This is a genomic window from Streptomyces alfalfae (assembly GCF_004127445.1).
Lineage (GTDB): Bacteria > Actinomycetota > Actinomycetes > Streptomycetales > Streptomycetaceae > Streptomyces > Streptomyces alfalfae.
Window position 1 is genome coordinate 24823 of sequence record NZ_QEXM01000016.1, and the last position, 20714, is coordinate 45536.

The following is a 20714-nucleotide window of genomic DNA, read 5'->3' on the forward strand; positions in this document are numbered from 1 at the left end:
TCGCACCCGGGGCCATCGGTGTGAACCCGTGTGCGACGCCGATCCACGTGCCGGGGTGTGCTCTTCGTATTGACGCACAGTGACGTCATGAAGCTCTCGATGAAGCAGGTGCTCGTCGCCTCCGTCGCGGGGAGTCTCGTGCTCGGCGGCGTCCTGGTGCTCTCGTCGTCCGGCGGCGACGATCCGGTCCGGCCCGCGCTCGGCCCCTCGGGGCGCGCGATGGCGGCCGTCGGCGCGGGCAGGCCCGCCGCGCTGCCGGATCTGGCGGCGCTGATCCGGGAGCGCGAGGCGCATCTGCGGGCGCACCCCCGTGACGGGCACTCCTGGGCGGTGCTCGGCTCGGCCTATGTGGCGCGGGGTGAGCGGACCGCCGACTTCCGGTACTACCCGAAGGCCGAGAAGGCGCTGCGGACCTCGCTGGAGGCCGGGCCCGAGCGCAATCCGGAGGCGCTGACGGGCCTCGCCACGCTCGCCAACGCCCGCCACGACTTCCGTGCCGCGCGCACCTTCGGCGAGCGGGCGGCGCGGCAGGCGCCGAAGCGGTGGACGGTGTACCCGGCGCTGATCGACGCCTACAGCGGCCTGGGTGACGTCAAGGCCGCCGACAAGGCCCTGGACAAGCTGAAGGCGCTGGGTCCGCGCTCCGCCGTCAAGGTGCGCGCCGGGTGGTTCTACCGCGACCGCGGCTGGCGCGAGGACGCGAACTCCGCCCTCTCCTCGGCCATGGCGCTCGCCGACACCCCGGCGGAGCGGGCGGCGGCCGCCTACCGCCTCGGGCAGACGGCGTGGGAGCGGGGCGAGCCGCGGGTGGCCCTGCGGTACTACAAGGCCGCGCTCGCCGCCGACGCCGACCACCATCCCTCGCTGGCGGGTGAGGGGCGCGCGCTCGCGGCGCTCGGCCGTACCTCGCAGGCGCTGCGGGCCTACCGCTCGGCGCTCGCCCGGCAGCCGCTGCCCGAGTACGCCCTGGAGCTCGGGGAGCTGTACGAGTCGCTGAAGCTGCGGCCCGCGGCGCGGGCGCAGTACGCCGACCTGCGGAAGCGGGTGCGGGAGGTGAGCACGGGCGGCGTCAACGAGCAGCGCGTCCTCGGCCTCTACGAGGCGGACCACGGGGACGCGGACATCGCAGTGCAGCGGCTCACGGCGGAGTACGCGGTGCACCCCAACCCGGAGACGGCGGACGCGCTCGGCTGGGCGCTGCACCGTTCCGGGGACGACAAGGCGGGCCTGAAGTACGTCACCAAGGCGATCAAGAAGGGCCCGCGCAGCGCCCTCTTCACCTACCACCGGGGCGAGATCGAGCGGGAGCTCGGCAAGGAGGGGGCGGCCCGCCGCCACCTCCGCGAGGCGCTGCTGATCAACCCCTACTTCTCGCCGCTGGCCGCGCCGGCCGCGCGGGCCGCGCTGAAGGACCTCGGCGAGCCGGCGCCGGGCGGGCCCGAGCAGGTCTACGCCCCGCCCGGCGAGAAGCCCGACCCCCTGCCGAAGCCGAAGCCGTCCAAGCGCCGGGCGGCCCCGGACGACTCCGCCTGACGCGGGGCCCTGCTGCCGGGCCGGTGTCAGGGGGCGGGCGGGCCCCACGGGGCTTCGAGTGCCGCGCGCAGGGCGTCGGCGAGGTCCTTGCCGATGCGCTCGGCGAGGCGTTCCTCCAGCCGGGCGAGGACGTCGTGGGCGGTGCGGTGCGCGCTCCGGCCCGCCGGGGTGCGCCTGATGAGCCGCTGCCTGGCGGAGGCGGGGTCGGGGACCTGCTCCAGGAGTCCGGCGGCGACGAGGCCGTGCACCGCCTGGTGCGCGGTCTGCCGGGTGACGGCCATGCGGCGCGCCAGCTCGGAGACCGTGGTGCCCTCGTCGTCGAGCACGGCGAAGAGCTGCGCCTGCGTGGGCGACACGGGGGCGGAGCCGCCGGCCTCCATGGCGGCGAGCAGGCCTTCGTCGAACCAGCGGCGGGCGTCGCCGAGGAGCTGGGGGAGGTTGCGGCGGGTGGGCGGCATGGTTCCTCGCTGACTGCTGCTGCGCCGGTGGTTGCCCGATCGGGCCCTCGAATGTCAGGCTACCTGACGTTCGTCGATCGAGGAGCAGTCATGACCATCGAGTACGCCACCCGCCACCGCGCCGCGTCCCGCATCCCCGCGGAGCCCGGGAGGCCCTACTTCATCGAGAAGGGCGAGGGCGACCGCGCCCATCTGTTCGGCGACCTCGTCACGGTCTACGCGGGCGGCGAGCAGACGGAGAACACCTTCAACTTCTTCACCGTCGAGGGCCCCAAGGGCGACCTCATCCCCGCCCATGTGCACGCCGACACCCACGAGGTCTTCTACGTCACCCAGGGCGCGGTCCGGCTCTTCGTCGAGGACACCGAGGGCGTCCAGCAGGAGAAGCTGCTCACCCCCGGCGACTTCGGCTTCGTGCCGAAGAACTGCCGCCACGCCTACCGCATGGAGCGCCACCACAGCCAGGTCGTCGGCGTCGCCGCGGGGCCCGGCGGCACCTTCGAGCGGTTCTTCGAGAACCTCGGCGCCCCCACGGAGCAGCACGGCCTGCCGCGGCGCCCGCTCGTCCCGGAGCCCGCCAAGTTCGCGAGCGTCCCCGAGCAGTACGACGTGAGCTTCCTGCCCGACCACCGGTGGCGCACCCGGTGACCCGGCGGACAGGCGGGGAATCCGCGCCTGCCCGCCGGACGTGCGGCGGCGCCTACAGGTTGCCGCGGCGCTCCTGCTCCCGCTCGATCGCTTCGAACAGGGCCTTGAAGTTGCCCTTGCCGAAGCCCATCGAGCCGTGCCGCTCGATCATCTCGAAGAAGACGGTCGGCCGGTCCTGCACGGGCTTGGTGAAGATCTGGAGCAGGTAGCCGTCCTCGTCGCGGTCGACGAGGATCTTCAGCTCGCGCAGGGTCTCCACGGGCACGCGGGTCTCACCGGCCCACTCGCCGAGCGTGTCGTAGTACGAGTCGGGGGTGTCGAGGAACTGGACACCGGCCGCGCGCATCGTGCGCACGGACTCCACGATGTCGTTCGTGGCGAGCGCGATGTGCTGGACGCCGGCGCCGCCGTAGAACTCCAGGTACTCGTCGATCTGCGACTTCTTCTTGGCGATGGCCGGCTCGTTGATCGGGAACTTCACCTTCAGCGTCCCGTCGGCCACGACCTTCGACATCAGCGCGCTGTACTCGGTCGCGATGTCGTCGCCCACGAACTCCTTCATGTTCGTGAAGCCCATGACCTTGTTGTAGAAGCCGACCCACTCGTTCATCTTGCCGAGCTCGACGTTGCCGACGCAGTGGTCGATCGCCTGGAAGGTCCGCTTGGCCGGGGGCTCGACGATCGGCTTGGCGGAGACGAAGCCGGGCAGGTACGGGCCGTCGTAGTCGCCGCGCTGCACCAGCGTGTGGCGGGTCTTGCCGTACGTGGCGATGGCAGCGAGGACGACCGTGCCGTTGTCGTCCTTCACCTCGTAGGGCTCGGTGATCCCGCGCGCGCCGTGCTCCACGGCGTAGGCGTACGCGGCACGCGCGTCCGGCACCTCGATGGCCAGGTCGACGACGCCGTCGCCGTGCTCGGCCACGTGCGAGGAGAGGAAGTGGCCCCAGTCGCTGGAAGGCTTGATGACGGAGGTGAGGACGAAGCGGGCGCCGCCGTTCGTCAGCACGTAACTGGCGGTCTCGCGGCTGCCGTTCTCCGGTCCGGAGTAGGCCACGAGCTTCATGCCGAAGGCGGTGGAGTAGTAGTGCGCGGCCTGCTTGGCGTTGCCGACGGCGAAGATGACCGCGTCCATTCCCCTGACCGGGAAGGGATCGGCCTCGCGGGCGGTCACGGGGGTGGTGTGGGTGGTGGTCTCAGTCATGGCCCGAGGCTCCCGCCGATCCACAAGGTGCGCAATAGTTCGCGTTTTCAGTGGTCAAACTGTCCAGTGCAAGGCCAGGATGGCCGGGCTATCTGTACATGATGACCACCACGGAGGCCCCATGGCGATCGATCATCTGGACGGCAGGCTCATCGTGCTCCTCGCCCGCGAGCCCCGGATCGGGGTCCTGGAGGCCTCGCGCAGGCTCGGCGTCGCGCGCGGCACGGTGCAGGCGCGCATGGACCGCCTCCAGTCCCACGGGGTCATCCGGGGTTTCGGTCCCGAGGTCGACCCCGCGGCCCTCGGCTACCCGGTCACGGCCTTCGCGACGCTGGAGATCAAGCAGGGCCAGGGGGCGGACGTGCGCGCCCATCTGGCGGGCGTCGCCGAGGTCCTCGAACTGCACACCATCACGGGCCACGGCGACATGCTCTGCCGTCTCGTGGCCCGGTCCAACGCCGATCTCCAGCGGGTGATCGACCGGGTCGTGGGCTTCGAGGGCATCGTCCGCGCCTCCACGGCGATCGTCATGGAGAACCCCGTCCCGCTGCGGATCATCCCTCTGGTGGAGCAGGCGTCCGAGGATCATCCATGAGTTACAAAGAAACCGTTGCAACGGAGTCTTTGCAACTCTAGGCTGACGTCATGACGGAACAGCCGGAGCCCCGGAAGATCCACACGCTCAGCCCTCGCTCCCTGCGGGGGCTCGCCCATCCCCTGCGGGTACGGCTGCTCGCCTCCCTGCGGCTCGACGGCCCCGCGACCGCGTCCCAACTGGCCGAGCGCCTGGGCGAGTCGAGCGGCGCCACCAGCTACCACCTGCGCCAGCTCGCCGCGCACGGCTTCGTCGAGGACGACCCCGAGCGCGGCAAGGGACGCGAACGCTGGTGGCGCTCGAGCCACCAGGGCACGTACTTCGACGAGTCGCTGCGCCACGACCCCGACCCGGCCGTCCGCGGCGCCGCCGACCTCTACCTCCACGAGCACGCGACGCTGCACGCCCAGGAGCTGTCCACCTGGCTCGGCACGATGGCCGAGTGGCCGAAGGAGTGGACCGAGAGCGCGGACATGAGCGACTACACCCTGCGGCTGACGCCGGAGCTCACCGCCGAGCTGAACCAGAAGCTGGAGGCGCTCATCGAGAGCTACCGCCCGCTGGCGGTGGACGCGGACACCCCGAATTCCGCCAGGGTCCGGATGCACACGCACATCTTCCCGACCCGTTCCGCCGAGTGAGAGGACCCCGCCATGCACCCCGACATACACCTGCTGCTGCACCACGCCCGCTCCGCCGAGCTGCGAGGAGCGGCGCCGTTACGGACACGGCGCCCCCGGCTCCGTACGCGGCTGGGCTGGGCCATGGTCGAAGTGGGGCTCCGGCTGGTCAGCAGCTCGGGACGGCGCCGCCCTTCTTCAGGGCTCGCAGTGCGTCGACCGTCCCCTTCAGCGTGGTGACGGGGATGAGCCGCAGGCCCTTCGGCTTCTCGGCCTCCGCGTCCGCGCACTCGGCCTTCGGGACCAGGAAGACCGTGGCCCCGTCGCGGTGGGCCGCCTGGGTCTTCAGGGCCACGCCGCCGACCGGGCCGACCTTGCCGGACGCGGTGATCGTGCCGGTGCCCGCGATGTCGCGGCCGCCCGTCAGGTCGCCGCCGCTGCCGTCGCCGTCCAGCTTGTCGATGATGCCGAGCGACAGGAACAGGCCCGCGCTGGGCCCGCCGATCTTGCCGAGGTCGGCCTCGACCTTCGCCTTGCCGGCGTCGTCCACGCCCTCCGCCCGGAGGTGGGCGAGCGCCGCCTTCGTGGCGTCGTCCTGCGACTTCCTCATGTCGCCGAGGTTGTGCTCCTCGACTTCCTTCACGTTGTCCCCGGTCGGGTAGACCGAGTCCTTCGGCATCACCGCGCGGTCCGTGCGGAACCATCCGTCGAGCACGTCACCGAGCCGCACGTCCATCTGCGGGCCCGTGGCGACGATCGTCGTCATCCGCAGCGAGCCCTCGGTCTTCCGGGTGGGCACCCCGGTGATGGTGAGCACCGGCTTCCCCTCGTGTTTCCCGAGGACGTCCGCCGTCCCGCCCGGCTGGGCCACGGCGAACGGCAACGGCGCGAGCCCCGCGACAGCGAGCAGAGCCACCACGGGCAACGCGCAGACGGCGAGGGCCTGGGGGCGCGTGAGACGAGAGAGGGAGAACGACACGGAATCAATCTAACGCGCCACCCCCACGCCCTATGGAGCCCGCCCACCACACTCATGAAGCCCGCCCGGCGAAGACCAAGCCCGCCCGGCAATAGCAAAGCCGTCCGGCGCTTGAGGACGAGCCAGGCGCAACCGGCGAAGACCAAGCCCGCCCGGCGCTTGAGAACGAGCCAGCCGCAACCGGCGAAGATCGAGCCCGTCCGGCGCTTGAGGACGAGCTCGGCGCAGCCGGCGATGGACCGAGCCAAGAGGAACCGCTCAAACCGCGCGGTCAGCGCAACGCGTCGGCGACCTCGCGCGCCGCGTCCACCACCCGCGGCCCCACCCGCTCCGGCACGGAGTCCGCCAGCATCACCACGCCCACGCTGCCCTCTATGCCCGTCACCCCGACCAGCGGCGCCGCGGCCCCGCTCGCGCCGGCTTCGAGTTCGCCGTGGGTGAGCGCGTACCCGGGGTCGGTGACCAGGTTCTGCCGGGCGGCGAGGATGGCGCGCCCGGCGGCGCCCCGGTCGAGGGGGTGGCGGAACCCCGTGCGGTAGGCGACGTGGTAGTCCGTCCACGTCGGCTCGACCACGGCGACCGCCAGGGCCTCGGAGCCGTCCACGAGGGTCAGATGGGCCGTCGCCCCTATGTCCTCCGCGAGCGAGCGCAACGCGGGCAGCGCGGCCTCGCGCACCAGCGGGTGCACCTGGCGGCCGAGCCTGAGCACGCCGAGCCCGACGCGGGCGCGGCCGCCGAGGTCACGCCGGACGAGGGCATGCTGTTCGAGCGTGGCGAGCAGGCGGTACACCACGGTGCGGTTCACACCGAGCTTGTTGGAAAGCTCGGTGACCGTGAGCCCATGGTCGGTGTCGGCCAGCAGCTTGAGGACGCGCAGTCCTCTGTCGAGCGTCTGGGAAGTCTCCGCGGTCACGACGCCCACTCCTTAAGTGAGGGACGGCGGCCTCCTTACGCGGCGGTTGCGCCGCCGGTCCCGTGGGCGACGCGCGTCAGAGGCCGCCGGTCGGAACTCCGGCTGCGCTCCGCGGCGGCGCTGCCACGGGGCGTGTGCGTAGCCGGGACATTAGCGAGGCCGTCCCGCTCAGCGGAAGACTCCGTCCAGAATCCGGGCACGGGTACGCCCTGAGCGCCCCCCATTGCCCCGTTACGCGGGGGGAGCAACAAAAACCTCGTACGCCACACGCGTCACTTCATGCGCGTGGCCCACTCCTGCACTTTCTCGATGCGCTGCCGCAGCTGCCCCGCCGTGGCCTCCGCGCTCGGCGGCCCGCCGCAGGTGCGCCGCAGCTCCGTGTGGATCACGCCGTGCGGCTTGCCGCTCTGGTGCACGTACGCGCCGACCATCGTGTTCAGCTGCTTCCGCAGCCCGAGGAGTTCCTTGTGGGAGACCACCGGGCGCCGCTCGGCGGGCAGTTCGAGGAGGTCGGCCTCCTCGTCCGGCTTCTTCCTGCTGTGCGCGATCTGCCGGGCCTGCCGCTTCTGGAGCAGCATCTGCACCTGGTCGGGTTCGAGGAGCCCGGGGATGCCCAGGTAGTCCTGCTCCTCCTCGCTGCCCGGGTGCGCCTGCATGCCGAACTCGGCGCCGTCGAAGAGGACCCGGTCGAAGACGGCCTCGGACTCCAGGGCCTCGAAGGAGAACTGCTCCTGCTCCCCGGTGTCCTCGTCCTCCTGCTTGTTCGCCTCGTCCATCTCCTTCTCGGACTCGGCGTAGGGGTCCTCCTCCCCCTCCTTCTTCGGCTTGTCGAGCGCGTGGTCGCGCTCGACCTCCATCTCGTTGGCGAAGGTGAGCAGGTCGGGGACGGTCGGCAGGAAGACGGACGCCGTCTCGCCGCGCCGCCTGGACCGCACGAAACGGCCGACGGCCTGTGCGAAGAAGAGCGGCGTGGAGATGGTCGTGGCGTACACGCCGACCGCGAGGCGCGGCACGTCGACGCCCTCGGACACCATGCGGACGGCGACCATCCACCGGTCGTCGCCCTCACTGAAGTCGTCGATGCGCTTGGAGGCGCCCGCGTCGTCGGACAGGACGACGGTCGCCTTCGTGCCCGTGATCTCCCGGATCAGTTTGGCGTAGGCGCGCGCGGAGTCCTGGTCGGAGGCGATGACGAGGCCGCCCGCGTCCGGGATGGCCTTCCTGACCTCGCTGAGCCGCTTGTCGGCGGCCTTGAGGACGTTCGGCATCCAGTCGCCGCGCGGGTCGAGGGCGGTGCGCCAGGCCTGCGACACGGCGTCCTTGGTCATCGGCTCGCCGAGCCGCGCGGCGATCTCGTCACCGGCCTTGGTGCGCCACCGCATGTTGCCGGAGTACGAGAGGAAGATGACGGGCCGCACGACGCCGTCGCCGAGGGCGCTCCCGTAGCCGTAGGTGTAGTCGGCGGAGGAGCGCCGGATGCCGTCGTTCCCCTCCTCGTACGTGACGAAGGGGATCGGGTTGGTGTCGGACCGGAACGGCGTGCCGGTCAGCGCCAGGCGCCGCGTCGCCGGCTCGAACGCCTCCAGGCACGCCTCACCCCAGGACTTGCTGTCGCCCGCGTGGTGGATCTCGTCGAGGATCACGAGCGTCTTGCGCTGCTCGGAGCGGTTGCGGTGCAGCATCGGCCGCACGCCGACACCGGCGTACGTGACGGCGACGCCGTGGTACTCCTTGCTGAGCGGGCCCGCGCTGTACTCCGGGTCCAGTTTGATGCCGATGCGGGCGGCGGCCTCCGCCCACTGCTTCTTCAGGTGCTCGGTGGGCGCGACCACGGTGACCTGCTGCACGACATGGTGGTGCAGCAGCCAGGACGCGAGGGTGAGCGCGAACGTCGTCTTGCCGGCGCCGGGGGTGGCGACGGCGAGGAAGTCTCGCGGCTGCTCCTGGAGGTACCGCTCCATCGCCCCCTGCTGCCAGGCACGCAGCTTGTTGGCGGTGCCCCAGGGGGCGCGGCCGGGGAAGGCGGGCGAGAGGTGGTGGGAGGAGTTGGCGGCGGCGCTGGTGGTAGTCACGGTCTCCGGGTTTTGACTTCTCGGGTACGTACGACAACCGGGCCACCCTACCGGTGCGGGCCTGACGCCCCGCCGCTCCGACGACGCCCGTCGGCCAGGGTGCGACAGGGGTCACACCGCACCGCCGGGCCGCCGTGCCGGAGCGTCACACGAGGTCTCTCAGGGTGTCCGCTCGCGCAGCCGCGTGCCCACCCAGGCGCCCACCAGGGCGACCGCCGCCATCGGCAGGAAGACCGCCACGAACGCGGCCGGGTGCGAGCCCGTGACCCCGTCGGCGCCGTGGCCCGCGCCGACCGTGCCGCCGCCGAGCGCGGCGAAGGCCGCACCGCCCGCTGCCAGCAGGAGGACGTTCGAGAGGCCGTCGGAGATCTGGAGGGCCGCCGAGTTCGCGCCGGCGTCCTTCGGGGGCGAGAGCTTGAGCAGCAGCACGCTCGTGGACGCGATGACCATGCCCATGCCGAAGCAGCCGAAGCCCCACGCGACGGCGACCACCCACACCGGCACGGCCTCGACGAGGACGGTCGGCGCGGCGAGGATCGAGGCGGCCACGAGGATCATGCCGGTGACCATGAGCCGTGCCCGGTAGGGCTCCACGCGGGGCCGCGACTGCACGTACGAGCCGAGCGCCCAGGTCGCCCCGCCCACGGCGAGCGAGAGTCCGGCCAGGGTCGGGCTGAGCCCGCGCTGCGTGACGAGCATCAGCGGGACGAAGGACTCGGCGGCGATGAACGACCCGGCGGCGATCCCGCGCAGCAGCACCACGGACGGCAGCCCCCGGGCCGCCCGGTAGGTGCCGCGCGGCAGCAGCCCGAGCACGGCGGGCACGAGGACGACCGCCCCGAGGACGGCGGGCACCACCGAGAGCCAGTGCAGGTCCTGGGCCGCGTACTGGAGGAGCGCCGCGCCCAGCGAGATGCCGAGCGCGAGGCGGATGCGCCGCCGGTCGAAGGGGACCACGGGCGCCTGCGGGTCGAGGGGGCCCGACGCGGTCCGCCGGATCGCGGGCAGCGCGAGGGCGAGCGGCGCGACGACGAGGACGGGGATGCCGACGAAGACCCAGCGCCATCCGAGGTGTTCCGTGACGGTCCCCGCGATCAGGGGCCCGACCACGGACGGCACGACCCAGCTCGCCGCGAACGCCGCCATGATCGCCGGCCGCAGACGCTCGGGATAGGCGCGGCTGACCACCACGTACAGCGCGACGATGACGAGGCCGCCGCCGAGCCCCTGCACGGCGCGGCCCGCGATGAACATCCACATCACCCCGGCGGTCCCGCTCAGCAGCAGCCCCGCCGCGAACATCGAGATCCCGGCGGCGAGCGGCCCCAGCGGTCCGCTCCGGTCGGCCCACTGCCCGCTGAACACCATGCCGAAGAGGCTGGTGGTGAAGTACCCGGAGAACGCGAAGGCGTACAGCGAGACGCCGTCCAGCTCGCGGGCCGCCACCGGCATCGCCGTCCCGACGGCGGTCGCCTCGAAGGCGATGAGGAGGACGACGGAGACGATGCCGATGCTCAGCGCGCGGTAGGGCGCGCGGAGCACGCCGCCGGCGTCTCCTGGGCTCGGCGGGGCCGTGGGTTCGGCGGTGACGGGGGTGTCGGGGGCGGTGTCGGTCATGGACGCCAGCGTAAGTGGCGTCCATGCCGTTCACCCCTGTCCGGGGCGGGGACCTCGGGGGTCCTTTGGTCCTAGGTCGGCCCCAGGTCCCTCAGTCGCGAGAGGCGTACGTGAGGAAGTCGGACCAGGCGTTGGGGGTGAGGGTGACGCAGGGCCCGTCGGCGGCCTTGGAGTCCCGGACGTGGATGGTCCGGGGGGTGGCGGCTATCTCTACGCAGTCCCCGGACTCGTTGCTGCTGCTGTGGCTCCTCTTCTGCCAGCCCTGAGCCACCTCGACGCAGTCGCTGGGATCACTGCTGCTGTAGCTGCTCTTCCGCCACTCCAAGGCGACCTCGACGCAGCTATCACCTTCGCTGCCGCTGCTGTAGCTGCTCTTGAACCAGCTCAGTTCGGATACGTCCCCGGCGTGGGCCTTGCGGATCATGTTTCCCCCAGCAATTCCTCGATGAAGGCCAGCGACTCCGGCGGTGAAAGGGCCTGGGATCGGATGATGCCATACCGCAATTCAAGGACTCGGAGCTGCTTCAGCTCTGACACCGGGCGACCGCTGAACGCTCCCTCGGAGCGCCCTACAGCTGTACCGTCCCCGAACTTCAGCACTTCGATGCAGCCGTCCACTCCGGCGTGCTGCTCGCAACTTATGGGCATCACCTGGATCTCGATGTTACGTAGCTGGCTGACCTCCAGCAGGCGTTCGAGCTGCTGACGCAAGACCTGCCTTCCCCCGAGGGGGCGCCGGAGCGTCACCTCCTCCTGGATGAAGCTGAACTCAGGAGCTGGAGATCGCTTGAAGATCGACTGCCGAGCCATGCGCGCGGCCACCACACGCTCCACCTCGTCCTGCGAGTATGCGGGCCTCCGCATCCCGAACAGGGCCCGGGCATAGCCCTCGGTCTGCAACAGGCCGTGCACGGAGTGGTTGTTGTACAGGTGCAACTCGACCGCCCGCTCCTCCAGCTTCGCCAGTTCCCGCACCCGCTTCGGGTACCGCGCCTCCCGCATAGGCTTCTTCAGCGCCGAGACGAAACCCCCCGCCCCCACCACCTCATCCACCTTGTCCAGATACTCCGGCCGGGGAATCCGCGCCCCCCGCTCGATCTTCCGGACCAGGTCCTCCCCGTAGCCGATCAGTTCCGCGAACTCCGCGACCCGGAGGCCGGCCACTTCCCTCCGCAGTCTGAGCTGCTGGCCGACCATCTCCACGGCCGAGCTGATCTCGTCCTCGGGGTCGACGTCCCACCCGGGCTCGTCCACGCCGTCGCTGCTCTCCACGCGCCACCTCCACCGTCCCGTCCCGGTCCAACGCGCTCACGTACCCGAACGGCTACCGGTACAGCGCGGACAGGTCAGGACAAGCGCCGGACAAACGCGGTACGCCCACCACGCACCGCTGTCCACCGTACGCACGGGAGGCCACTCTGAGTGACGTGAACCAAGAAACCACCCGGGCTCAAACCCTGGCCCCTGCCCACCAGTTCACGGTCCTCCTCTCCGCGACACGAAGAGGCGCGAGGTTGGCCCGGCTCCTCGCGAGGGAACAACTGCGCAGTTGGGAACGGACGAGCGAGGACGCCGAGCTCATCGTCGCCGAGCTGGCGAACAACGCCGTCCAGCACGGCCACGTGCCCGGCAGAAGCTTCCGGCTGGTGCTCGCGGTCGACGAGAAGAACACGCTCCGTATCGAGGTGACGGACGCCCGCGCCGACCGGAGCCCGCCGCTGCACCCCCGGCGCCCCTCCCCCGAGGCCGAGTCCGGCAGGGGCCTGCTGCTCGTCGAGGCGCTCGCCGACCGCTGGGGCGCGGACCTGGGCCCGCTGCCCCTCACCCCCTGCAAGACGGTCTGGGCGGAGCTCGACGCGCCGCGCGGCACGTAGCTCAGCCCATGGTGCGGGCCCCGTCCAGGGACTCGCGGATGATGTCGGCGTGCCCCGCGTGCTGCGCGGTCTCGCCGATGATGTGCAGCAGGGTCCGGCGCGCCGTCCACGAGCCGCCGGGCTCCCACCAGGGAGCCTCCGGCAGAGGGTGGGACACGTCCAGGTGGGGCAGGCCGCTCACCACCTCGTCCGTGCGGGCGGCGACCGCCTCGTACGCGTCGAGGACGCCCGCGAGCGTCTCGCCGGGCTGCATGCGGAACTCCTCGGCCCGCTGGGCCCAGTCCTCGTCGGTCATGTCGGTGAACGAGGGCAGAGCCGACAGGCCGTCCCGGATGAAAGCGGTCCACGCCCGCTCGACCGAGGTGACGTGCTTGATGATGCCGCCCACGCACAGTTCGCTCGCCGTCGTCCGCAGCCCCGCCTGCTCGTCGGTGAGGTCGCGGGCGGTACGGCGCAGCATGGTCCGGTGGTGAGCCAGTGCTTCCAGCAGGTCGGCACATTCGCCGGTGACCGTCGGCTGGTCGAGGTTCGCGGTGTCGGGCATGGTGGCCGCCTTCCGTTGGTGCTGCTCCTTCGGACACCCAGCACGTTAGAAGCCAACTAGGCCAAGGCCTGGCCTAGTTGGCGGCGGGCATGCGACAGCGGGTGCAGCTCTCCCCGGGGGACGCCTGCGGTTCGGACCGTGAGGTCTTAGTCGCGCTGGTCAGTCGTACGTCAGCCCGCCCGCTCATAGGTGAGGACGGTCTTCGGGTGGTTGCCGATCTTGCGTAGGCGCAGCGGGCCGTCCGAGGACTTCACGTCGAAGTCGTACTTGAGCTCGTCCAGCGGGCAGTTGACGGTCCTGGTGCCCTGTTCGAGCTTGAAGTTGCTCATGGACAGGTCGTGCTGGTTGCTGCCGGTGACAATGGCGCTGCCCTTGCACCGCGGGCCGGTGCGGGTCTCGATGACCACGCGTGCCCATCTGCCCGGCTCGACCTGGTGGATGCTCAGCTGCTGGCTGCCGTCCGTGGCTCGCCACCGGCCCACGAACCAGGGGTGGATGGGCTTGTACTCCGTGGCCGCCTTGGCGAATCCGGAGCCTTTGCGCCAGGTCAGCGTGGTGGTTCCCCAGAAACTGCGATCGACGAAGTCCACTCGGGCGCCACCGTCGCGGATGCGGGCCTTCGGCCAGACCATGTTGTTCTTGGTCGGGTCGGTGGTCCAGGAGGAGAGGTCCCCGGTGGCGACGGCCGCGATCACCTCTTGCGGTTCTTCGCCGTCCCTGCAGTACTTGCCGAAGCCGGCCGCGAGCCACACGGTGTCCCGGTACGCCTTCGCCCTGATGCCCTGGCACGGTTCGGCGCCGGTCTCATAGACCGTCTTCCGGGCGGACCAGGCCTCGTCAGAGGCGTGGCGATGCTGTGCCTCCAGGCCGCGGCGAGTGAAGCGGAGGGACACCTGCCGGCCGTCGGACAGTTCGAGGACGGTGTGGTCGTCGTCGTCCTCGACGACCCGTGAATCAGGCTTGTCCTCCGGTTCGCGGTGGGACTTCGTGTGCTTCGCGGTGCTGCCGGACGGTCCCCCGACCGATTGCTCGGCGCAGCCGCCGGCGGCTGCGCCGAGCATCAGCACCGCTACCGCCCACGCCGCTGCGCTCCTCGTTCTCATGCCGTGTCTGCTCCCCTGCACGCCGTGCCGCGATGCCCGGGCCGGTGGGTGGCACGAACTCGGCGATGCTAGTCGGTGGGCGGCCCGCCCCGCTCGGCCCCCCGGCACGGTGCGGCCCCGGCGGTTCCGTCACTCGTCGAAGACGGCGGCGACCGCACCCGGGTCCGGGCCGCCGCCTCCCGCGCCCCCGCTCCCCGATCAACGACCCCATCGGCGTCGCCTCCCCCCAGCCACACGGCAGAGACCCGGCCACGCCGCCATCACCCACCACCACGATCTTCCGGCTCGAACCATCCGGGGGCCGTCCCCGGAAGAGAGCCGCACCCTGCGACAGCCGTCTTTCGTGAACGGCGCGTGGCAGTCCCGTTGCGGCACGCGGTGATCTCTTGAGGGGCCCGCCGGACCGCCGATACGTTCAAGGTGTCAGGTCGGCGGAGGGTGGATGTCGACGACATGGCCGTGTGCCCGAGTGGCTGAGGGGCTGGACTGCAAATCCAGTGACGCGGGTTCGATTCCCGCCACGGCCTCTGGAAGGGGCGGGATCAGCTCACCCGGGCCGCTTCCCGCCCCGCGAGGATCGCGTCGACCGTCTCCTCCACCGACATCTCCGAACTGTCCAGCCACAGGCCGATCCGGGGCGTGGTCTCGCGCATGCCGGTGTCGAGGTCCTCGACCGTCCACGCGCCGTAGCCGGTCTTGCCGCGGCCCGCCTCCCGGGCGGCGACCACGTCGGGGCGCGGGGCGAGCACGACGACGTACAGGGGGCGGGTGCAGATCAGGTCCGCGTACGTCTTCAGCTCCTCGCCGAGGATGACGTCCTGGACGACGGCCGTGAAACCGGCGTCCGCGTACGCGTCGGCCGTCGACGCCGAGAGGCGGTAGCGGAGGCGGAGTTGGGCCTCGGCCTCGGCTCCCGCGCCCGGCTCGTACTCCAGGCCGCCGGAGACGATCATCCGCCGGTAGACGTCACCCCGCACGTGCGCGGCCTTCGGCAGCCGCTCGGCGAGCGCCTGCGCCACCGTGGACTTGCCGGAGGCCATGATGCCGGTGACGACGACGACACCGGACAGGTCGGCCGGGGCGGAGATGGGGTCAGAGGGGGTCATGGAAGCCATGGGGGCCATGGTGCCACCGGCCCGCCCGGCCGGGCCTCCCGTTATCCGGACCCGGCCGCGCGGGGACGCCGCTACTGCGCCACCGCCGCCTGCGGCCGGATCGGGAGGCGGTTGACCGGGCGGCCCGTCGCGGCCCGGACCGCCGAGGCGATGGCCGCAGGGGACGTCACGACAGGGACCGCGCTCGCCGCCTTCGCACCGAAGGGAGCGACGACGTCCCGCTCCTCCACCAGCTTCACGATGCGGATGTCCGGGGTGTCCAGGGCGGTGGGCAGGGCGTAACCGGTCAGGTCGGGGTGGCGGACGATGCCGCGCGGGGTGCGGAGGTTCTCCGTGAGCGCCACGCCGACGCCCTGCGTGACGCCCGCCTCGATACGGGTCTTGAGCTGGGCGGGGTTGAGGATGCGGCCGACGTCCTGGGCGACGGAGAGCTCCACCACCCGTACCGACCCCATCTCGATGTCGACGTCGACGACCGCGCGGATCGCGCAGAACGCCATGCCGACGAAGGCGTCGCCCTGTCCCGACTCGTCGAGCGGCTCCGTCGGATGCGGGCGGCACTGGGCCGTGGCCCAGAGCTCCTTGCCCTCAAGGGCCTCCGTGACCGTCGTAGACAGCACGCCGTCGTACGAGGTGATCTTGCCGTCGTTGATCTGGAGCAGTTCGGTGGACATCCCGAACTTGTGGGCGAGCGGCTGGAGCAGCTGGGTGCGGACCATCTTCGCCGCGCGCTCCACCGCGCCGCCCGACACCCAGGTGTGCCGGCCGCGGCAGCTCGGGCCCGCGGGCGGCTGGTCGGTGTCCACGGGGGCGACGCGGACGTCGTCGATGCCCAGCGTCTCCTGGACGATCTGCCGGGCCAGCGTGGTGAAGCCCTGGCCGGTCTCGACGGCCGCGCAGATCACGGTCGCCGCGCCGTCGTGGACCTTCACCGTGGCGGTGGAGACCTCGTCGGTGCCCTCGGCGCCGAGGAGCTGGACCATGCCGAGGCCGTAGCCGACGCCCCGCCGGACGGCGGCCGGTTCGCCCGCGCCCTCGGGGCCGCCGGGCAGCAGCCACTCGTCCTCGGGGGTGTCCTTGGGCAGGTCGGGCAGGGGCGAGTCCCTGACCGCGGCGAGGAGTTCGGCCACCGGGGCGGGGCAGGTCACCGTCTGGCCGGTGGGCAGGATGTCGCCGGTGGCCATGGCGTTGCGCAGCCGCAGCTCGGCCGGGTCGATCCCCAGCTTCTTGGCGATCTTGTCCATCTGGGCCTCGTACGCGGCGCACACCTGCATGGCGCCCTCGCCGCGCACGTGTCCCGACGGCGGGTTGTTCGTCCGCACCGCCCAGCCCTCGATGAAGGCGTTCGGGACGACGTAGGGGCCGCAGGCGAAGGAGACGGCCGCGGCCAGGGCCTCCGACGAGGTGTCCGCGTACGCGCCGGCGTCGAGCAGGATCTGCGCCTCGACCTTGACGAGGCGGCCCTCGGCGTCCGCGTGGTGGCGGTAGCGCAGAAGGGTCGGGTGGCGGTGCGCGTGGCCGAGGAAGGACTCCTCGCGGGTCGCCGTCACCTTGACCGGGCAGCCGGTGCGCAGCGCCAGCAGCCCGAGGGGCAGCTGGAAACTGGCGTCCTCGCGGTCGGCGGTCGCGCCGGGCACACCGGTGACGACGACCTTCACGCGCTCGGGCGGGATGCCGTAGCAGGCGGCGGCGCGGTCGCGGTCGGCGTGCGGGTCGGTGGAGGCGATGTACAGCTCCACTCCGCCGTCCGGGCGCGGCACCGCGAGGCCCGCCTCCGCGCCGATCGGCGCCGGGTCCTGGCGGCCGATGCGGTACAGGCCCTCGACGACGAGTTCGCCCGCGGCGGCGGGGTCGCCGTGGCGCAGCGGGATATGCCGGATCAGGTTGCCGTCGGGGTGCAGCGGCTCGGCCTCGAAGGCCTTCTCGGGGTCCGTGACCGGTTCGAGCACCTCGTACTCGACGATGACGGCGGCGGCGGCCATCCGCGCGGTGTCGGGGTGGTCCGCGGCGACGGCGGCGATGGCCTCGCCGTGGTGGCGCACGACGTCGGAGGCGAAGACGGGCCGGTCCGGCGTCCTGCGGCCGTGCAGCGCCTCGCCCGGCACGTCCTCGTGCGTGATGACGGCGCGCACGCCCGGCATGTCGAGCGCGTGGCTGGTGTCGATGGAGACGATGCGCGCGTGCGCGTGCGGGGAGCGCAGGACCGCCGCCCACAGCAGGCCCTCGGCCCACAGGTCGGCGGCGTAGGGGAAGGTCCCCTCCGTCTTGGCGCGGCTCTCCGCCGACGCCAGGGACGCGCCGATGCCCTGCGCGGGCTCGGGCTCCCGCCCGGCGGCGGGATCGGCCGCGGTGCTGGTCTCGCTGCTCAACTCCGGCCTCCGTCCCGGCCGTACGGCCCCTGTGGTCCTTCGGGTCCCTCGTGGCCGTGGGGTTCTTCGTACGGGTGCGGCGCCTCGTACGGGTGCGGCGCCTCGTACGGGCCCGCGTGGGCGCCGCCGTACGTCGCGTCGTACCCGCCCTCGTAGGGGCCCTCGTGCTGGTGGACGCCGCCCGCGCCGGGTCCGGCCTGGTGCGGGATGCGGGCCCCCTCGGCGTGCTCGCCGCCGTGCCCGTCGGCCGCCGCCTCGTCCGCCGCCTGCTCGGCCGCGGCGGAGGCCGCGCGCTCGGCGACCACCTCGCGCACGGCGTCGAGCACCCCGCGGTAGCCCGAGCAGCGGCAGAGGTTGCCGCAGAGCGCGCGGCGGGTCTCCAGGTCGGTGGGGGCGGGGTTGCCTTCGAGGAGGTCGTGCACGGTCATGGCCATGCCCGGCACACAGAAGCCGCACTGGACCGCGCCGCAGGCCCCGAGGGCCCGCTGCACGTCAGAGGGCTGCCCGTCGACGGCCAGGCCCTCGACGGTACGGACCTCGCTGCCCTCGGTGGTCGCGGCGGGCACCAGGCAGGAGGCGACGAGCCGCCCGTCGACCTGGACGTTGCACGCGCCGCACTCGCCCTGCGAGCAGCCGTCCTTGGCGCCCGCGAGGCCGAGCCGCTCCCGCAGGACGTAGAGCAGGGACTCGCCGATCCAGGCGTCGGCGACGGGGCGGTCGGTGCCGTTCACGCGCAGGACGTAGGAGACGAGGGGGTGGTCGTCGTGGAGGGGGGCGGCCGGGGGCTCCGCGGGTTCGTCCGCGACGGCCGCCTCGGCCGCCCCGGTCGCGTCCGCCGCCTCGTCGGCGCCGGCCGCGGCTTCCGTCTCCGGTCCCTCGGTCTCCCCGCCGTCGGCCTCCCGGCCCTCGGTCTCCTCGGTCCGCTCCGCTTCCGGCGCGGCGGACTCGGGGTCGGCCGCGGGCTCGGCGGGCTCCGCGGATTCGGGCTCCGTGGCTTCGGCGGGCTCGGCCGGCGCGAAGTGCCCCGCGGGTTCGGCCGTGTCGGAGGGCGCGGCGGGCTGCTCGGCGTCGTGGCCCTCACCCGGCCCGGCGTGCTCGGTGTGTTCGGCGTGCTCGGGGTGCTCGGGGTGCTCGGGGTGTTCGACGTGCTCGGCGGCGTCCGTGGGAGCGTCCTGCTCCACGGGTACGCCGACGGGCGCTTCGGCCGCTTCCGGGTGCCCGGGAGCCTCCGGGGCCCCGGCCGCCCGGTCCGCGTGCCGGTCCGAGGCCGGCCTGTCGACCGCGGGCACGCTGATCGCCCGCAGCAGCGTCGTCCGCTCGAACGGGTTCTCCCCGTCCTGGCGGTCGCCGTCGGCGGGGGCCTGCTCCGGGGCCTGCCGCTCCGGGGCCTCCTGGAGCCGCTGCCCGGTGTCCTGCGCCCGCGCGTCCCACGGCGCGCCCGCGCCCGCGCCCGTCGCCCACGGCGCGGGCGCGCCGCCCGGCAGGGTCTCGGGGGGCGTGCCGCCGCCCGCCCAGGCGCTGAGCCGGGCCGCGGCGGGCGGGATGCCGTCCGCCGCCAGGGACGAGGCGGAGTACTCGCCGGACTCGTCCGGCAGATCGCCGCCCGCCACCGGGATGGACCACTGTCCGGTGACGTCGTGTCCGGTGGCGTCGTGCGCCGCGCCGTCGTGGCCGTACTGCTGCTCGTACCCCTGGGCGTAGCCCTGGTGCTGTCCGTAGTCCTGGCCGTACGGCTGCTGTCCGGGCGCGTCGTTCCCGGTGAAGGTCCACTGCCCGGTGGCCCCGGGGTCGTAGCCGTGGTGCTCCGGGTGGCGCGGCTCGGGCTCCTGAGCCGTGGCCGCGTCGGGCCACGGCCCGGCGCCGGCCGCCCCCGTCACCTCGGGCGGCATGACCCAGGCGCCCGTGGCCGCCGGGTCGGTGGCGTCCGCGGTGGTGGGGGTGATCGTTATCGGCGGCGGCACGTAGCCGTGTCCGGGCGCGGCGAGCGGGGCGTCCAGCATGCCCTCGGGGAGCTGCACGAACGCCGTGGCGTCCGAGTCGTACTCACCCTGCGGATGCGGCTGCCAGCCGCCGCCGTCGGTGCTCCGTTCATCGCTCACGACAGCGCCCTCCCCAGTGCTCGTCGGGCCAGCGCGGCGACGGTTCGCCGCAGGTGCAGTACGGCGGGCGACAGCGGCTGCTCGGCGCCGTCGGCCGCCGGTGGCTGGTCCGGGATGCAGGCGGAAGCCACGTACTCGCCGAAGGCGGTGACCGCCTCCGGCACGAGGCTGCCGCGCCCGCCGTCCCAGTCGATCAGGGAGGCCACCCACTCCTCGGCCTCCAGGGGGCGCAGCGGCATCGGCGCGATGGCGCCCACCGCGCACCGCACGCCGCGCCGCGCGGGGTCGAGCACCAGCGCCACGGAGGCTGTCGCCCTGCCGGGGCCGGTGCGTCCCGTCGCCTTGAGGAAGACCTGGGGGGCGTGCAGCAGCGGCACGCGCACGAAGCCGATCAGCTCGCCGGGGCGGAGCATCTCCATGCCCGCGAGCAGGTGCGACACGGGGATCTCGCGGCGTCCGCCGCCGGGCCCCGCGATGATCAGGACGGCTTCGAGCGCGGCGAGCACGGGCAGGGCGTCGCCCGTGGGCGCGGCCGAGGCGATGTTGCCGCCGAGGGTGCCCGCGTTGCGGATCTGAGGCGGTCCCGCGGCGCGCGCGGCGGCGGCGAGGGCGGGGATCAGGGCGGCGAAGTCGGGGCGGCCCATACGGGCGTGGGTGAGGCCCGCGCCGAGGAGCGCGTGGCCGTCCTGGTACTGCCAGCCGCGGATCTCGCTGATGCGGCCGAGGCCGACGAGGGCGGCGGGGCGGAGCTGCCCGGAGTTGACGGAGGCCATCAGGTCCGTGCCGCCGGCGACGGGCACGGCGGCGGGCATGGCGGTGAGCGCCGCCACCGCCTCGTCGAGGGTGGCGGGCAGCTTCACCGACTGCGGTGCCTGTGCCGCCCGCGGTGCGTGCGTGGTCAAAACCGGCTGCCCCTTCCCGATGCCCGGCCGCGTCCTTCACGTACGACGCGTACATGAAGTGCTCGCCGTTCG

19 protein-coding genes and 1 tRNA gene are annotated in these 20714 nt (G+C 72.8%); 6 read left to right on the top strand and 14 right to left on the bottom strand.

Going from position 1 to position 20714, the window contains the following annotated elements; genetic code table 11:
• Positions 1–87: 87 nt before the first annotated feature.
• Complete coding sequence (locus tag DCW30_RS06580; RefSeq protein ID WP_076685935.1) at positions 88–1533, top strand: tetratricopeptide repeat protein; 1446 nt, start codon at positions 88–90, stop codon at positions 1531–1533.
• A 26-nt stretch (positions 1534–1559) separates the two neighbouring features.
• Here DCW30_RS06580 and DCW30_RS06585 read toward each other — a convergent pair whose 3' ends face one another.
• Entirely contained in the window at positions 1560–1991 is a 432-nt protein-coding gene (locus tag DCW30_RS06585; protein ID WP_076685932.1) for a MarR family winged helix-turn-helix transcriptional regulator, read from the bottom strand.
• Between the two features lie 90 nt (positions 1992–2081).
• Between DCW30_RS06585 and DCW30_RS06590 the strand changes: the two genes are divergently transcribed.
• A complete protein-coding gene (locus tag DCW30_RS06590) occupies positions 2082–2639 on the top strand; it encodes a quercetin 2,3-dioxygenase (RefSeq protein WP_076685930.1) in 558 nt (185 codons plus the stop codon).
• Between the two features lie 52 nt (positions 2640–2691).
• On the opposite strand, the gene hppD is transcribed toward DCW30_RS06590, so the two are convergent.
• Positions 2692–3840 carry a 4-hydroxyphenylpyruvate dioxygenase gene (hppD, locus tag DCW30_RS06595; RefSeq protein ID WP_076685928.1) on the bottom strand — a complete coding sequence of 383 codons (1149 nt, stop codon included), beginning with the start codon at positions 3838–3840 and terminating at the stop codon, positions 2692–2694.
• A gap of 121 nt (positions 3841–3961) precedes the next feature.
• Between hppD and DCW30_RS06600 the strand changes: the two genes are divergently transcribed.
• Complete coding sequence (locus tag DCW30_RS06600) at positions 3962–4435, top strand: Lrp/AsnC family transcriptional regulator (protein WP_062776204.1); 474 nt, start codon at positions 3962–3964, stop codon at positions 4433–4435.
• Between the two features lie 50 nt (positions 4436–4485).
• Positions 4486–5076, top strand: a complete 591-nt coding sequence (locus DCW30_RS06605) for an ArsR/SmtB family transcription factor (protein WP_076685926.1) — start codon at positions 4486–4488, stop codon at positions 5074–5076.
• Positions 5077–5224: 148 nt separating this feature from the next.
• Here DCW30_RS06605 and DCW30_RS06615 read toward each other — a convergent pair whose 3' ends face one another.
• From DCW30_RS06615 to DCW30_RS06640, 6 genes are all read right to left on the bottom strand, one after another.
• Entirely contained in the window at positions 5225–6034 is an 810-nt protein-coding gene (locus DCW30_RS06615; RefSeq protein ID WP_076685922.1) for a S16 family serine protease, read from the bottom strand.
• A 271-nt stretch (positions 6035–6305) separates the two neighbouring features.
• A complete protein-coding gene (locus DCW30_RS06620; RefSeq protein WP_062776326.1) occupies positions 6306–6947 on the bottom strand; it encodes an IclR family transcriptional regulator in 642 nt (213 codons plus the stop codon).
• 272 nt (positions 6948–7219) lie between these two features.
• Positions 7220–9019 (bottom strand): DEAD/DEAH box helicase, encoded by a 1800-nt coding sequence (locus tag DCW30_RS06625; protein WP_076685920.1) that lies wholly within the window; start codon positions 9017–9019, stop codon positions 7220–7222.
• Positions 9020–9178: 159 nt separating this feature from the next.
• Complete coding sequence (locus DCW30_RS06630; RefSeq protein ID WP_076685918.1) at positions 9179–10636, bottom strand: MFS transporter; 1458 nt, start codon at positions 10634–10636, stop codon at positions 9179–9181.
• 91 nt (positions 10637–10727) lie between these two features.
• Positions 10728–11060: a DUF397 domain-containing protein gene (locus DCW30_RS06635; protein WP_076685917.1), complete on the bottom strand. Its 333-nt coding sequence runs from the start codon at positions 11058–11060 to the stop codon at positions 10728–10730.
• The gene (locus DCW30_RS06640; protein ID WP_062776192.1) at positions 11057–11908 is read right to left on the bottom strand and encodes a helix-turn-helix domain-containing protein; all 852 of its coding nucleotides are present in this window, start codon (positions 11906–11908) and stop codon (positions 11057–11059) included. Before DCW30_RS06640 ends, DCW30_RS06635 begins: the two co-directional genes overlap by 4 nt.
• A 155-nt stretch (positions 11909–12063) precedes the next feature.
• Between DCW30_RS06640 and DCW30_RS06645 the strand changes: the two genes are divergently transcribed.
• Entirely contained in the window at positions 12064–12510 is a 447-nt protein-coding gene (locus DCW30_RS06645; RefSeq protein WP_076685914.1) for an ATP-binding protein, read from the top strand.
• Position 12511: 1 nt separating this feature from the next.
• On the opposite strand, the gene DCW30_RS06650 is transcribed toward DCW30_RS06645, so the two are convergent.
• Both DCW30_RS06650 and DCW30_RS06655 read right to left on the bottom strand, forming a co-directional pair.
• Complete coding sequence (locus DCW30_RS06650; RefSeq protein WP_076685912.1) at positions 12512–13054, bottom strand: DinB family protein; 543 nt, start codon at positions 13052–13054, stop codon at positions 12512–12514.
• Between the two features lie 170 nt (positions 13055–13224).
• Positions 13225–14157: a hypothetical protein gene (locus DCW30_RS06655; protein WP_123985619.1), complete on the bottom strand. Its 933-nt coding sequence runs from the start codon at positions 14155–14157 to the stop codon at positions 13225–13227.
• A gap of 455 nt (positions 14158–14612) precedes the next feature.
• Between DCW30_RS06655 and DCW30_RS06660 the strand changes: the two genes are divergently transcribed.
• A tRNA-Cys gene (locus tag DCW30_RS06660) sits at positions 14613–14684 on the top strand.
• A gap of 15 nt (positions 14685–14699) precedes the next feature.
• On the opposite strand, the gene DCW30_RS06665 is transcribed toward DCW30_RS06660, so the two are convergent.
• From DCW30_RS06665 to DCW30_RS06680, 4 genes are all read right to left on the bottom strand, one after another.
• Positions 14700–15272: an AAA family ATPase gene (locus DCW30_RS06665; RefSeq protein WP_237283429.1), complete on the bottom strand. Its 573-nt coding sequence runs from the start codon at positions 15270–15272 to the stop codon at positions 14700–14702.
• A 71-nt stretch (positions 15273–15343) separates the two neighbouring features.
• Complete coding sequence (locus tag DCW30_RS06670; RefSeq protein ID WP_076685907.1) at positions 15344–17641, bottom strand: xanthine dehydrogenase family protein molybdopterin-binding subunit; 2298 nt, start codon at positions 17639–17641, stop codon at positions 15344–15346.
• Positions 17638–19740, bottom strand: a complete 2103-nt coding sequence (locus DCW30_RS06675; RefSeq protein WP_237283428.1) for a 2Fe-2S iron-sulfur cluster-binding protein — start codon at positions 19738–19740, stop codon at positions 17638–17640. The genes DCW30_RS06670 and DCW30_RS06675 overlap by 4 nt, the downstream gene beginning before the upstream one ends.
• Positions 19737–20642 carry an FAD binding domain-containing protein gene (locus tag DCW30_RS06680; protein ID WP_062776181.1) on the bottom strand — a complete coding sequence of 302 codons (906 nt, stop codon included), beginning with the start codon at positions 20640–20642 and terminating at the stop codon, positions 19737–19739. The genes DCW30_RS06675 and DCW30_RS06680 overlap by 4 nt, the downstream gene beginning before the upstream one ends.
• Between the last annotated feature and the right edge of the window lie 72 nt (positions 20643–20714).

Bases quoted from the DNA above. Each gene is read 5' to 3' on its own strand.
- DCW30_RS06580 (WP_076685935.1), top strand. From the start codon at position 88: ATGAAGCTCTCGATGAAGCAGGTGCTCGTCGCCTCCGTCGCGGGGAGT.
- DCW30_RS06585 (WP_076685932.1), bottom strand. From the start codon at position 1,991: ATGCCGCCCACCCGCCGCAACCTCCCCCAGCTCCTCGGCGACGCCCGC.
- DCW30_RS06590 (WP_076685930.1), top strand. From the start codon at position 2,082: ATGACCATCGAGTACGCCACCCGCCACCGCGCCGCGTCCCGCATCCCC.
- hppD (WP_076685928.1), bottom strand. From the start codon at position 3,840: ATGACTGAGACCACCACCCACACCACCCCCGTGACCGCCCGCGAGGCC.
- DCW30_RS06600 (WP_062776204.1), top strand. From the start codon at position 3,962: ATGGCGATCGATCATCTGGACGGCAGGCTCATCGTGCTCCTCGCCCGC.
- DCW30_RS06605 (WP_076685926.1), top strand. From the start codon at position 4,486: ATGACGGAACAGCCGGAGCCCCGGAAGATCCACACGCTCAGCCCTCGC.
- DCW30_RS06630 (WP_076685918.1), bottom strand. From the start codon at position 10,636: ATGACCGACACCGCCCCCGACACCCCCGTCACCGCCGAACCCACGGCC.
- DCW30_RS06635 (WP_076685917.1), bottom strand. From the start codon at position 11,060: ATGATCCGCAAGGCCCACGCCGGGGACGTATCCGAACTGAGCTGGTTC.
- DCW30_RS06650 (WP_076685912.1), bottom strand. From the start codon at position 13,054: ATGCCCGACACCGCGAACCTCGACCAGCCGACGGTCACCGGCGAATGT.
- DCW30_RS06655 (WP_123985619.1), bottom strand. From the start codon at position 14,157: ATGAGAACGAGGAGCGCAGCGGCGTGGGCGGTAGCGGTGCTGATGCTC.
- DCW30_RS06665 (WP_237283429.1), bottom strand. From the start codon at position 15,272: ATGGCTTCCATGACCCCCTCTGACCCCATCTCCGCCCCGGCCGACCTG.